At 65.3% G+C, this 12,023-nt stretch carries 10 protein-coding genes, 3 tRNA genes and 1 pseudogene; 5 read left to right on the forward strand and 9 right to left on the reverse strand.

Translation table 11 applies throughout. The features are described from left to right. The first annotated feature begins 42 nt into the window (after nucleotides 1–42). Both CV023_RS11025 and CV023_RS11030 read left to right on the forward strand, forming a co-directional pair. Nucleotides 43–681, forward strand: a complete 639-nt coding sequence (locus CV023_RS11025) for a TetR/AcrR family transcriptional regulator (protein WP_230745682.1) — start codon at nucleotides 43–45, stop codon at nucleotides 679–681. Then, the gene (locus CV023_RS11030; RefSeq protein WP_230745683.1) at nucleotides 678–2,009 is read left to right on the forward strand and encodes a Cmx/CmrA family chloramphenicol efflux MFS transporter; all 1,332 of its coding nucleotides are present in this window, start codon (nucleotides 678–680) and stop codon (nucleotides 2,007–2,009) included. The genes CV023_RS11025 and CV023_RS11030 overlap by 4 nt, the downstream gene beginning before the upstream one ends. Before the next feature lies 1 nt (nucleotide 2,010). Here the strand turns inward: CV023_RS11030 and CV023_RS11035 are convergent. Together CV023_RS11035 and CV023_RS11040 are read right to left on the reverse strand one after the other, a co-directional pair. Then, nucleotides 2,011–2,517: pseudogene (locus CV023_RS11035) on the reverse strand (dihydrofolate reductase family protein); the annotation flags it as partial. Further along, on the reverse strand, nucleotides 2,514–2,906 hold the full coding sequence (locus CV023_RS11040) for a VOC family protein (protein WP_230745684.1): 393 nt from the start codon (nucleotides 2,904–2,906) through the stop codon (nucleotides 2,514–2,516). The gene CV023_RS11040 and the pseudogene CV023_RS11035, both read right to left, overlap by 4 nt. A gap of 128 nt (nucleotides 2,907–3,034) precedes the next feature. Between CV023_RS11040 and CV023_RS11045 the strand changes: the two genes are divergently transcribed. Continuing rightward, complete coding sequence (locus CV023_RS11045; RefSeq protein ID WP_269067307.1) at nucleotides 3,035–4,438, forward strand: aldehyde dehydrogenase family protein; 1,404 nt, start codon at nucleotides 3,035–3,037, stop codon at nucleotides 4,436–4,438. A 101-nt stretch (nucleotides 4,439–4,539) separates the two neighbouring features. Here the strand turns inward: CV023_RS11045 and CV023_RS11050 are convergent. Continuing rightward, nucleotides 4,540–4,612: transfer RNA gene (locus CV023_RS11050), tRNA-Ala, on the reverse strand. Nucleotides 4,613–4,686: 74 nt separating this feature from the next. Then, nucleotides 4,687–5,133 carry a MarR family winged helix-turn-helix transcriptional regulator gene (locus CV023_RS11055; protein WP_230745688.1) on the reverse strand — a complete coding sequence of 149 codons (447 nt, stop codon included), beginning with the start codon at nucleotides 5,131–5,133 and terminating at the stop codon, nucleotides 4,687–4,689. Between the two features lie 199 nt (nucleotides 5,134–5,332). Here CV023_RS11055 and CV023_RS11060 point away from each other — a divergent pair, with 199 nt between their 5' ends. Continuing rightward, the gene (locus CV023_RS11060) at nucleotides 5,333–6,547 is read left to right on the forward strand and encodes an MFS transporter (RefSeq protein WP_230745690.1); all 1,215 of its coding nucleotides are present in this window, start codon (nucleotides 5,333–5,335) and stop codon (nucleotides 6,545–6,547) included. Between the two features lie 78 nt (nucleotides 6,548–6,625). On the opposite strand, the gene CV023_RS11065 is transcribed toward CV023_RS11060, so the two are convergent. From CV023_RS11065 to CV023_RS11075, 3 genes are all read right to left on the reverse strand, one after another. Continuing rightward, nucleotides 6,626–7,300: a metal-dependent transcriptional regulator gene (locus tag CV023_RS11065; RefSeq protein ID WP_230745692.1), complete on the reverse strand. Its 675-nt coding sequence runs from the start codon at nucleotides 7,298–7,300 to the stop codon at nucleotides 6,626–6,628. 10 nt (nucleotides 7,301–7,310) lie between these two features. Next, nucleotides 7,311–8,573 carry a sodium:proton exchanger gene (locus CV023_RS11070; RefSeq protein WP_230745694.1) on the reverse strand — a complete coding sequence of 421 codons (1,263 nt, stop codon included), beginning with the start codon at nucleotides 8,571–8,573 and terminating at the stop codon, nucleotides 7,311–7,313. A 372-nt stretch (nucleotides 8,574–8,945) separates the two neighbouring features. Beyond that, a complete protein-coding gene (locus CV023_RS11075) occupies nucleotides 8,946–10,394 on the reverse strand; it encodes an MDR family MFS transporter (protein WP_230745695.1) in 1,449 nt (482 codons plus the stop codon). Nucleotides 10,395–10,833: 439 nt separating this feature from the next. Between CV023_RS11075 and CV023_RS11080 the strand changes: the two genes are divergently transcribed. After that, complete coding sequence (locus CV023_RS11080) at nucleotides 10,834–11,391, forward strand: CHAP domain-containing protein (protein WP_230745697.1); 558 nt, start codon at nucleotides 10,834–10,836, stop codon at nucleotides 11,389–11,391. A 211-nt stretch (nucleotides 11,392–11,602) separates the two neighbouring features. On the opposite strand, the gene CV023_RS11085 is transcribed toward CV023_RS11080, so the two are convergent. Both CV023_RS11085 and CV023_RS11090 read right to left on the reverse strand, forming a co-directional pair. Beyond that, a tRNA-Ala gene (locus CV023_RS11085) sits at nucleotides 11,603–11,675 on the reverse strand. 151 nt (nucleotides 11,676–11,826) lie between these two features. After that, a tRNA-Ile gene (locus CV023_RS11090) sits at nucleotides 11,827–11,900 on the reverse strand. Nucleotides 11,901–12,023 lie beyond the last annotated feature (123 nt).

Raw genomic sequence — 12,023 nt, forward strand, 5'->3', positions numbered from 1 at the left:
TTTTATTGGACACCTCTGTCCAGAATGCATTACGCTCGCCTCATGGGCAGGAAGAAGACCTTCGACGAGCAGGCGGTGATCGACGCAGCCATCGCCGTGTTCAGCGAACACGGCTACGCCGGAACCGACGTCGGACTCGTCTGCGAACGTGCCGACATCGGCCGGTCGAGCTTCTACAACACCTTCGACAGCCTCGACGCGGTGTTCCTCCGCGCACTGCGCGACTACACCGCGACCGGGATTCCCGCCCGTGAGGAGCTGCTGACCAGCTCCCGACCGGCACCCGCGCTCCTCATGCACCGCCTCGGCGCGGAGCTGACCAAGCAGTGCGCGGACGAGAACCGCACGGGCTGCCTCTCCGCGAACACCGCGGCCGAACTCGGCCGCGAGGTCGATGCGGTCAGCTCGATCCTCGATCCCGACCGCGATTCCTGGGTGGCCGCCTATCGGACGCTCATCGAACGCGGGCAGGCGGCCGGGCACATCCGGCCGGCCATCGACGCGAACGTCCATGGAGAACTCGTCCAAAGCGTGCTTGCGGGCCTGCGAATCGGCGCTCGAGTCCTCCCGGCCGAGACGGTGCTCGCCCAGGCCAGAGCCTTCGTCGAAAACCTGTGCACCCCGGCGGGTCGAGCAGCCCTCGACGCTCCCACTCCGACAGAAAGCAGTCCCCAGTCATGACGACCTCATCCACTGAGACGAGCGCAGCGTCCCGGATCCGCGTGCCCGCCCAGGTCTACCTGCTGGCCGCCGTGATCTTCTGCCTCGGCACCAGCGAATTCATGATCGCCGGCATCCTCGAACCCATCAGCGCCGATCTGGACATCAGCATCCCGCAGGCCGGGCTGCTCATCACCGGATTCGCCGTCGGCATGATCGTCGGTGCCCCCGCAATGGCGCTGCTCACCCTCAAGCTTCCGCGGAAGGCCACGATGATCATCACGATCATCGCCTTCTCCGCCCTGCACATCCTCGCCGCACTCGCCCCGAGCTACTCGCTGCTCATGCTCAGCCGCGTCCTCTCGGCCATCGCCTGCGGAGGGTTCTGGGCGGTCGCCGCCGTGCACACGACCAGGATCGCCCCGCGCGAGGTGCACGGTCGCGCCCTGGCCGGGCTCGTCGGCGGACTCACGGTGTCGAACCTCGTCGGCGTCCCGCTGGGCACCTGGGTGGGCACGCAGTACGGGTGGCGCGCGACCTTCTGGGCCGTCGCCGTCGTCACCGCGCTCGCTGCGGTCCTCATCGCCGTGACCACCAGGTCGACGAAGGAAGAGCGCGCCGAGGCGGAGCTGCACCTGCCGACCCTGCTCAGGGCCGAGCTCGTGGCCTTCAGAGGCCCGCGGATCTGGTTGGCCCTGGGCACGACGGCGCTGTTCCAGGCCTCGGTGTTCGCCGCATTCTCCTACTTCTCGCCGCTGCTCACTCAGGTCGCCGGACTCTCCCCGGCTCTGGTCCCCGGTGTTCTCGCGGCCTTCGGGATCGGCTCGTTCATCGGCGTGGTGGTCGGCGGCAGGCTCGCCGACCGCAGCATCTTCGGCAATATCATCGGCAGCCTCGCGGCCCTGGCTCTCAGCCTGCTCGCCCTGTGGCTCGTCGCCGACAACGGCTGGGCCACGATCGTCATGATCGTCCTCGTCGGTGCCAGCGGTTTCTCGATCGCCGGAGCGCTCAATGCCCGCGTCTTCCAGATCGCCACTCAGGCGCCGACCCTCCCGGCGAGCGTCAACACCTCCGCCTTCAACGTCGGCAATGCCGCGGGGCCCGCACTCGGCGGGGCGGTCATCGCCCTCGGGTGGGGCTTCAGAGCCCCGGTTCTCGTGGCGATCGTTCTCGCCCTGGCCGCCCTGGCGCTCGTCTGGGTGGCCCTTCGCGTCGAGCGTTCCTGGCACGCGAGCGATGGGCCCGCTCCTGCGGCGCCGTGCCCCGGTGCCGCACAAAGCGCAGCAGAGTCATCCCGCCGGGAAGAGTCCGCACTTCCTTCCGAATCCACCCGGTGCTGTCGAAGCTAGATTCGGTTCCCCACAGCGGGACCCCTGCGCCGAGGCTGATGGGAGCGAGCTTGATGATCAGCTCTTCGATCTCGGACCGCAGGCTCGCGGCCACCGCACCGCCTCCGACGAGCCAGATCCCGAGGCCGGGTTCGGCCTTGAGCTCACGGATCCGTCCCACCGGGTCCTCGCCGATGACTTCCACGGCGGAGTCGGGTTTCGCGGTCAGAGAGCTCGAGATGACGAGATGTCGCAGATGCGGGTAGGCGTCCGAGAGGCCAGCAGCCAATCCGACCTCGAAGGACCGCCGCCCTTCGACCACGCTGTCGAAATGTCTTCCCGATGCTGTCAGCCCCATCGCCTCTCTTGCCGGACCGGGCAGCGTCTCCGGGTACTCCTCGCGGAGGAAGGAGACATAGTCCTCGGTGATCGGCCACCAGCTGCTCGGGTCGCCTCCATCGGGTCCGGCGATGAAGCCGTCGAGGGACATCGCGACGAAATAGGTGAGGGTGCGTACTCCCGCCGTCATCGCTGCCCCTCTCCGTCGTCGCTGGGCGGCTGCCAGAGTTCGATCCGATTGCCCTCGGGATCCTGGACCCAGCCGAAGCGTCCGACCCCGGCCAGCTCCTGGGTCTCGGGATCCACCTCGGCGCCGGACTCCCGGACCTGAGTCAGCATCCTATCGAGATCGGGGACCCGGAAGTTGAGCATGGTCTGCTGCTGTCCGAAGCCTTCGGAACGGGACCCGAAGTAGTCGGTGTCGGCATCGAAGGTCGCGATCACCGTGGGACCCTCCGGCTGATTCCACAGGCCGTGTGCACCGAGGTCGATGCCGAGAACGTCCCGGTACCAGGCCAGCATGGACTCAGGATCCTGCGCTCGTAGGAAGTACCCGCCGATTCCGCTCACTCTCTCCATGGACCTACATAAAGCCCGCCAGCGCCTCGAAGTCGCGGCCTCGGCGACGGCCGATGTCTCAGCCGACCGCCGAACGTGCCATTATGGACACGCCTGCCAGGAATAGGGACTCCCCTCTACTGTGTTAGATGCAGAGACGATGGACGAAAGGACGTTCTATGAGCAAGTTTGCAGTGACCAACGCCAACACCGGTGAAGTGGAAGAGGAGTTCGCCTCCGTCCCCAAGGAAGAGATCCCCGGTTACATCGATCGTGCCCATGAGGCCCACCTTGCGTGGAAGGAGACCCCGCTGCATGAGCGCGCGGCGATCCTGCGGAAGTTCGCCGACCTCGTCGATGCCAACGCCGAAGAGATGACCGACGTCATCGGTCGTGAGATGGGCAAGATCAAGAAGCAGGGCCTCGGCGAGGTCGACAAGGTCGCTCGCACCGCTCGGTGGATGGCCGACAACGCCGCCGCCAACCTGGCCCCCACCCACCTGGCCGCCGCGGGTGCGGCCAGCAGCTACGTCCGCCACCAGCCGTTGGGCGTGCTCCTGGGCATCATGCCGTGGAACTTCCCCTACAACCAGATCGCGCGCTTCGTGCTGCCCAACCTCATGGTCGGCAACGCGATCATCATGAAGCAGGCCTCGATCTGCCCGAAGTCGTCCCAGTACTTCGAGGAGCTCCTCGTCGAGGCGGGTCTGCCGGTGGGCGTGTACCAGAACATCTACCTCGATTCCTCCCACGCCGAGGAGGTCCTCAAGGACTTCCGCGTCAAGGGCTTCTCGCTCACCGGCTCCGAGGGTGCGGGTGCTTCGGTGGCCGCGATCGCCGCGAAGTACTACAAGCGCGCGGTCCTCGAGCTCGGCGGCAACGACCCCGCCGTCGTCCTCGATTCGAAGGACGTGCCGGCCCTGGCCCAGAAGCTCGTCGGCCTGCGCCTGGCGAACGCCGGTCAGGTCTGCACCTCGCCCAAGCGCATGATCGTCGTCGATGATCTCTACGACGAATTCCTCGCCGAGGCGGTCAAGGCCGCCGAGGCGACGAAGGTCTCGGACTTCGACGACCCCGAGGTCGGCATGGGCCCGGTCTCTTCCGAGGGTGCTCTCAACGAGATCGTCGAGATGATCGACAAGGCCGTGTCCGACGGCGCCACGCTGCACACCGGCGGCAAGAAGCTCGACCGTCCGGGCTGGTTCATGTCCCCGGCCGTGATCTCCGACATCGACCCGAAGTCGGACCTCGGCTGCAACGAGCTCTTCGGACCCGCCGTCATGGTCTACCGGGCCAAGGACGAAGAGGATGCTCTGCGTCTGGCCAATGACACCGAATACGGCCTGATGAGCTCGGTGTGGACCGATGACCTGGAGAAGGGTGAAGCCTTCGCCGAGAAGATCAACGCCGGCATGACGCTGATCAACTCCCACATGGAGTCGGGACCGGAGTACCCGTTCGGCGGCATCAACCGTTCGGGCTACGGCCGCGAGAACGCCCAGTGGGCGTTCCAGGCGTTCACCAACGAACACCTCATCCGCGTGCACGCCTGACCTAGTCGGGCACCGAGCACAGACGAAGATCCCGTCGACAGCGTTCACAGCGCTGTCGGCGGGATCTTCTTGTGCGAGCTCTGTCTTACGAGCTTTTCGAGTGGAGGTAAGGGGACTCGAACCCCTAACCCTCTGCTTGCAAAGCAGATGCGCTACCAATTGCGCCATACCCCCGGGTACTGGCAGATTTTACTCGGCCGCCGAGACTCCCGCAACGGAACTGTCGAGGACGTAGAAGGGCACTCGGCTCAGACGCTCACTTCAGCATAGAGAGCCGAGACCAGAGGTGCGAGTTCCGGGGTCTCCCGCGCCTCGGCGAGAGTCTCCTCGAGCACTTGGTCATGTGTCGGATGAGCCTCGGCGAGCAGCTTCTCCCCGGTATCGGTCAGCTCGGTGTAGATGCCGCGCCGATCGTCGTCGCAGAGAACTCGGGTGAGCAGACCACGATCCTCGAGACGGGTGACCAGACGGGTCGTCGCACTCGAGGACAGCGCCGCGGCACGGGCGAGCTGTCGCATCCGCATATGCCAGCCGTCTTGCCGGCTGAGCGCGTCGAGAACGGTGAATTCGACCACGGACAGTCCGTGCTCGCGCTGCAGGCAACGCTCGAGCTCGGTCTCGATGAGACCGTGCAGAGCCGCCAATGTGCGCCAACCGCGGGCTCTGATTTCGACCGCGTCATCCCTGATGCCCACGTGATTCTCCTTCGCTTCCTGTTCTCTCCAGAATACACCACTTGCGCACATAGTCCGCGTGTGCAACTATTTATACCGTTGCGTCTGCAATTAGTGCACACGCGGCATATTGCGTACGCACAGTCACCATTCGCATAGTCATCGTCCGCGCCGCCAAGTCTCCGACGGCATCTGCCTCGCCTGAAAGGTTCGCATCACCATGCCACTCGCACTGCTCGCACTCGCCATCGGCGGGTTCGGAATCGGACTCACGGAGTTCGTCATCATGGGTCTGCTGCCCGAGGTGGCCGCCGACTTCGGCGTCACCGAAACCGTCGCCGGCTACCTCATCTCCGGCTACGCCCTGGCCGTCGCCATCGGCGCCATCCTCGTCACCGTGGCGCTGACCCGCGTCAACCGCAAATTCGCCCTCATCGGACTCATGATCCTCTTCATCATCGGCAACGCCCTCTCGGCTCTGGCCCCGAGCTACGAGGCGATGATGCTCGGACGCATCGTCGCGGCACTCTGCCACGGCGCCTTCTTCGGCATCGGCTCCGTCGTTGCGGCCTCACTCGTCGCACCGAACCGGCAGGCCTCCGCCATCTCGATGATGTTCGCGGGCCTGACCAGCGCCAATGTGCTCGGAGTGCCGCTCGGTACCTTCCTCGGCCAAGCCGCAGGCTGGCGCTCGACCTTCTGGGCGATCTCCGTCATCGGCATCATCGCCCTCATCGGCATCGCCGTTCTCATCCCCGCCGCAACGACTCAGGCGAACAGGACCGGGAGCATCCTCGGCGAGTTCCGGATCTTTGCCTCCGGACAGGTCTGGGCCTCCATCGCCATCACCGTTCTCGGCTACGGTGGCATGTTCGGAGCCTTCACCTATATGGCCTTCACGCTCACCGGGGTCTCCGGCTTCTCCAGCGCGGCCGTGCCCTGGCTGCTCGTCCTCTTCGGGGTCGGACTGTTCATCGGAAACTTCTTCGGGGGACGTGCCGCGGACAGGAACCTCGGAGCCACCCTGCTCACGCTCTTCATCGGACTCGCCGTCATCCTCGCCGTATTCTCGCAGGTCGCCGGCAGCCAGGTCGCGACGATCATCGCGCTGTTCCTCATGGGCGGATTCGGCTTCGCAACGGTGCCGGCGCTGCAGATGCGCATCATGCGCCATTCCGGTGACGCCCAGACGCTGGGGTCCGGTGCCAACATCGCCGCCTTCAACATCGGCAATGCCGTCGGCGCGTGGATCGGCGGACTGACGATCGCCGCAGGTCTCGGCTATGCCTCGCCGCTGTGGGCCGGGGCACTGGTCACCGTCGGCGGGATCGCGGTTCTGCTCCTCGCGGGGGTCGCTCGCGGTGGAGAGCTGCGGCGTGCCGGAAGAGAGGCGGCGGAAGTCGAGGAGGGCGACCGAGTCTCCAGTTCGGTCTGATCCCGGCACGCTCGTCGCTCGGCACGCCAGACGAGCGGTCGGCCGATGCTCTGACCGTCAGCCGACGCCCTCTGACCGTCAGTCGAGCTCAGGTTCGACGCGGATCGCCTCGGCGGCATCGAGAGCGAGTTCGATGCTCTCCCCGGCGATGTCCACGGCAATCGACGAGGCCGCGGAGCTCACCGAGACCACCCGCAGCTTCGTACCGATGACGATGCCGCGTTCGTCGAGGTAACGCAGCAGCTCGGGAGAGCGATCGGAGACTCGGACGACCTCGACCTCAACTCCCGAGTCCGAGTCGGCCAGCGGTCGGCTGGGGAATTCGGCGGTATGTCCCTCGGCATCGGGGATCGGGTCGCCGTGCGGGTCGCGGGCCGGCCTGCCGAGGACGATGTTCATCCGCTCGAGCACGAGATCCGAGACCGCGTGCTCGAGCCGGTCGGCCTCCACATGGACCTGATCCCAGGTCAGACCGAGCGCCTCGACGAGGTAGGTCTCGACGATGCGATGGCGCCTGACGATCTCCACGGCGATCTGCCTGCCCTCGTCGGTGAGCGTGATCTGACCGTAGGGCTCGTAGTCGATGTAGCCGTCACGGGCGAGCTTTTTCAGGTTCGCCGAGACCGTCGAGGCGGTCACTCCCAGCTGCTCGGCAAGGTCCGTGGTGGCGGGGCGACCGCCCGGCCACTCATAGGCCTTCCAGATCAGGGTGACGTAGTCCTCGACCATCCGGGTGACGGGAGGGCGCGGCATCGTGCTCATTCTACGCACGCACCCGTTCGGATGTCTCCGACTCCTCTTCCACCTCGGCGACGACCTGCTCCGGACGCCGGAACGGAGCACGCAGGGTCGGCACGATATCCCGACGATGGATGATGAGGAAGACGATCGCCAGTCCAGCCTGGATCGCCGAGAGCACATAGCGTCCGGTCGTGTCCGTGATGAAGAACTGCAGCCCGAACAGTGCGGCGAGCCCGAGCGCGGGCACCCAGTGGAAGCGCAGGGCCAGAATGATCGCCACACCGAGGATGGTCTGCGTGGCCGTGAGCGTGAACTCCTCGATCTGCCGACCGTCCAACGGCAGCATGACGTCGCCGCCGCCGAACAGGTGAGCGACCGGCAGCGAGCCGACGAGCAGACTCCACTGGTTGACCTTCGAGGCGATGAGGGTGCCGATGGCGGCCCCGCCCATCCCACGCAGGGCGAACATCGCGGCGATGATGAACTCGGGTGCCTCCGAGGCCAGCGGGGCCAGCCACTGGACGAGGAAGTAGCTGTCGATGCCCAACGCCGACCCGGAGGCCACGAGCGCCTCGGCGAAGGGTTCGGCGGAGGTGAGGATGATCGCGGCAGAGACGAGGAACATAGCCACCACGGTGATCCGACGGGCCCGGGTGGGCATCTCGACGATGAGGGCGGCGGCCCCGACGAATTCCTCGTTCTCGTCACCGGCGGCCGAACCCGCCCGCCACAGGTAGGCGATGAAGATCAGGATGAGTGCGATGCCGAACCAGACCGGAATGCTCCCGAGCAGCGGGATGGCGAAGGCGATGACGCCGAGGATGACGAGGAACCCGATGTCCATGCGGCTGCCGGATTCCAGACGCAGCGAGGTCTGCACCGGTGACTTCGTACGCTTGGCGATGCGGCGGGCGACGAGAAGGGCGATGACGACGACGAGCGGCCAGCCGAAGCCGAGCAGAAGCCGATTCGATCCGGTCATGTTCGCCGCGGCGAAGTGCAGATACTCGGGATCGGACCCCGAGCGGAAGGCGTAGTAGAGGTCCACGGCGTACTCGGGGAGCACGGCGATGAGCGCCAACAGGGCGATGGCCAGAGCGCCCGAGATGTCCTTCTGCGCCGCCTCGGCGGCCCAGGCCAGCAGGAACGCGGCGGACACGATCGCGGCTCCGAAGGCCAGGAGTTCCAGCGGCGGTGCGAGTTCGATGCCGGTGATCCGCAGGATCAGGGCGGGTGATGCGATGACGAGGCACAGAACGATTCGTCTCACGATTGCTGCAGGCATTCAGTCTCCAGGGACGTGCCGCATCCCGGGGAAGACCTCGGACACGACAAGCGGCCGAAGGTCTCGTTCGCCTGCCGGTGGCAGGTGCGTCGCCGGGCGGATCATCGTGATCGCCAGTATGTCGACGAAGCGCGTCCCACTCATTCGCTCTCAAGAATGCGCGGGGCGGAACTACTCCCCTTCGACATCAAGGCTGTCGAACCCGGTCCCGGTGTGTCTACGCACAACTGAGACTTAGACACGCCTAACAATTTCCGAGGCCCCGCTGTTCCGCGTATCTGCGCGGAACAGCGGGGCCTCAGCCGGTCTCCGATGTGTTTCGGATCACCGGCGTGATCGCTTGGGATCAGCCGGGGGTATCACCTGCCGAGATCACTCGGCGGGTGAGCCTTCCACCGGTTCGACCACCTCGGCGGGGGTGTCGTCCTGGTCTTCTGGCTTGCGAATGAAGAACGCGAGCACGACCGGCACGAGCGCGATGATCGTGGCCAGCAGGAAGGCCGAGTGCCCGCCAGGAGCACCGGCCTCCGGGATCGAGCGCCCGGCGGCCTGCCCCGAATGCAGGGCCGCGGAGTAGATCGAGATGAGCAGCGCCGTTCCGGCCGCGCCCGCGACCTGCTGGAGCGTGTTCAGCGCCGCCGAACCATGCGAGTACAGGTGCCGTCTCAGCGATCCCAGGGAAGCGGAGAACAGCGGGGTGAACGATCCGGCCAGGCCCAGGGACATGACGATCTGGATGATGATGAGCAGCCAGATCGATGTGCCCACACCGACGTTCGAGTAGGCGAACATCGCGGCCGCGATCATGATCGTGCCCGGCACCAACAGCGTCTTCGGGCCCTTGGCATCGTAGATCCGACCCATCACGGGCCCGAGCAGGCCCATGAGCACGGAACCGGGCAGGAGCACCAGCCCGGACTGGGTGGCTCCGAGGCCGACCACGCTCTGCAGGTAGAGCGGCAGCAGCGAGAACGTGCCGAACATCGACAGGGCGACCACGGCCATGATGATGACGGAGAGGACGTAGTTGCGCGAGTTGAAGACCCGCAGGTCGAGCAGCGCCCGGTCACCGCGCTGGAGCACAAGCTGCCGCCAGACGAAGAGTCCGAGGAAGACGATTCCGCCGCCGATCATCGCCCAGCCCAGTCCTGCCGCGGAGCCGCCGCCGGATTCGCCGCCGTGGCCTCCGCCGAACTGGCTGAGGCCGTAGACGATGCCGCCGAAGGCGAAGACGGACAGGACGATGGAGACGACATCGATGGGTGCGTGGGTGGACTCACCGAGGTTGGTCATCCACTTCGCTCCGAGGCCGAGGGCGACGAGAGCGATGGGCAGGATGATGCCGAAGAGCCAGCGCCACCCGAGGGAGTCGAGCACGATTCCCGACATCGTCGGTCCGATGGCCGGTGCCAGGGAGATGACGAGTCCGACACGGCCCATCATCCGTCCGCGCGAATGCGCCGGCACGACGTTCATCATGGTCGTCATCAGCAGCGGCATCATGATGCCCGTGCCTGCGGCCTGGACGACCCGGCCGACGAGGAGCAGGAAGAATCCGGGCGAGACCATGCAGATGAGCGTGCCCGTGGAGAAGAGGATCATCGCGGCCAGGAAGATGTGGCGCGTGGAGAAGCGTTGGATGAGGAAGCCGGTGGTCGGGATGACCACGGCCATGGTGAGCATGAAGGCGCTGGTCAGCCATTGTCCGAGCTCGGGCGGGATGCCGAGGGTGGCATTGAGCTCGGGGATGGCGATCGCCATCGTCGTCTCGTTGAGGATGGCGACGAAGGCGGCCACCAGCAGCAGCCAGATGACTCGCATGCCGGCAGGATCGATGGCATCGCTGTGCGACTCGGGCGCGCGTGAATGAGTGGCGTCGCTGGACAAGGAGGTGCTCCGATCGGAAGTGTCGTATATCGCCCCGGCCTGGGCGGAATGTGCTGCCGCGATCGCTGACGCTGGCAGACAAAGCAGTCAACGGCAATCAACGTTAGCTTATTCCGCGATGGTGAGAATATGGGGAGAACCCCACTTTCGGCGGAGTTCCGCCGGGGGGCCGGGTCCGGGGACCGCGGCTGGGTAGCTCGGCCGGGCACCGCGGCCGGTGCCTTGCGGTGCGACGTCATCCGCACACCGCCGCGTGCGTCAGAGTTTGCTGAGCAGAAATCTGCTGTTGCCTCGTATTCATGTTCCGCCTGTTAGCGTCGACGCCGGAAGCACTATGGCTTCCATCACAATGTCTAGCGGAACGAATGGATGAGTGAGTATAACTCTCAAGATCGTCACCACGAAGACCCCGGCGGCTGCGATGATCGCAGGCACCGCCGTACTCGGCACCAGCACCTACGCAATGGCCGCCGAGACCTCAGCACCCGCCGGCACGACCGGCGCTCCCGCATCAGCATCGCCGCAGGCGGAGAAGAAATTCGACAGCATCGGCGACTTCCTCAAGCACTTCAAGGGCCAGAGCCTCACGAACTCCCAGGGCGGTTACCAGGGCGAATGCGTGAGCCTGATCTCCCGCGCTCTTGAAGAGGTCCACGGCGTCGACCACGGTGCCTGGGGCAATGCCATCGACTACCAGAAGGGCAGCTCAGGCGGCCAGCAGATGGAGAAGAACGGCTTCAGCTGGCACACCGACCAGAAGTTCGAGAACGGGGACATCCTCGTCTGGGGCCAAGGTCAGAACACCACGGTCTACGGACACATCGCCATCTACTACGACGGCCAGATCTGGCAGCAGAACTTCAACGGGGACAAGACCCTCCACCCCTATGACGGCGAAATCGACGCCTACCTGGGCTACTGGCGAGCCTGAGGGACTCGTCCTGAGTACCCTCGGTCACCGGCCGATCCGCTCCTCGGTCCACGCGAAACTCGAAAACACCGTCTCGGGAGACGACCTTTTCGAGGTAACTGTTGACTGAAGAGCTCACACGACGATGCCTGAGGGACTCGTGAAACGACTCAGGCTCCGAACCGCAATGGTTCGGAGCCTGAGTCACGAGTGCTGTCTCAAAACGCTCGAGTGGAGGTAAGGGGACTCGAACCCCTAACCCTCTGCTTGCAAAGCAGATGCGCTACCAATTGCGCCATACCCCCATTGGGTTCTCACCCTCACACCGAGTCGGTGTGTTTGGACCATTCGGCTTGGGCAGATTGGTTCTGCTGCCTCCACCTGAAGAACACTCCGAGCCCCACTAGCGTGAGACCGCCGAGAATCCACCTTTTCATGATCCTCCTCGAAAGGAAGTGGGCCTACCTGGACTTGAACCAGGGACCTCTTCGTTATCAGCGAAGCGCTCTAACCGCCTGAGCTATAGGCCCTTTTCCGGGGGTGAACCCGAAGTAAAACTGTACCCAACCAGCAACGACAAACACAAATCCGCCGTCAGTGACGCCTCTCACAGCATCCGTGCCCCAATCACCTGGGAAGCGTTCGGGCGTTGA

It is taken from the genome of Brevibacterium sp. CCUG 69071 (assembly GCF_021023135.1).
Classification (GTDB): Bacteria; Actinomycetota; Actinomycetes; order Actinomycetales; family Brevibacteriaceae; genus Brevibacterium.

Bases quoted from the DNA above. Each gene is read 5' to 3' on its own strand.
- CV023_RS11060 (WP_230745690.1), top strand. From the start codon at position 5,333: ATGCCACTCGCACTGCTCGCACTCGCCATCGGCGGGTTCGGAATCGGA.
- CV023_RS11030 (WP_230745683.1), top strand. From the start codon at position 678: ATGACGACCTCATCCACTGAGACGAGCGCAGCGTCCCGGATCCGCGTG.
- CV023_RS11025 (WP_230745682.1), top strand. From the start codon at position 43: ATGGGCAGGAAGAAGACCTTCGACGAGCAGGCGGTGATCGACGCAGCC.
- CV023_RS11065 (WP_230745692.1), bottom strand. From the start codon at position 7,300: ATGCCGCGCCCTCCCGTCACCCGGATGGTCGAGGACTACGTCACCCTG.
- CV023_RS11075 (WP_230745695.1), bottom strand. From the start codon at position 10,394: ATGCGAGTCATCTGGCTGCTGCTGGTGGCCGCCTTCGTCGCCATCCTC.
- CV023_RS11070 (WP_230745694.1), bottom strand. From the start codon at position 8,573: ATGCCTGCAGCAATCGTGAGACGAATCGTTCTGTGCCTCGTCATCGCA.
- CV023_RS11040 (WP_230745684.1), bottom strand. From the start codon at position 2,906: ATGGAGAGAGTGAGCGGAATCGGCGGGTACTTCCTACGAGCGCAGGAT.
- CV023_RS11045 (WP_269067307.1), top strand. From the start codon at position 3,035: ATGCAGAGACGATGGACGAAAGGACGTTCTATGAGCAAGTTTGCAGTG.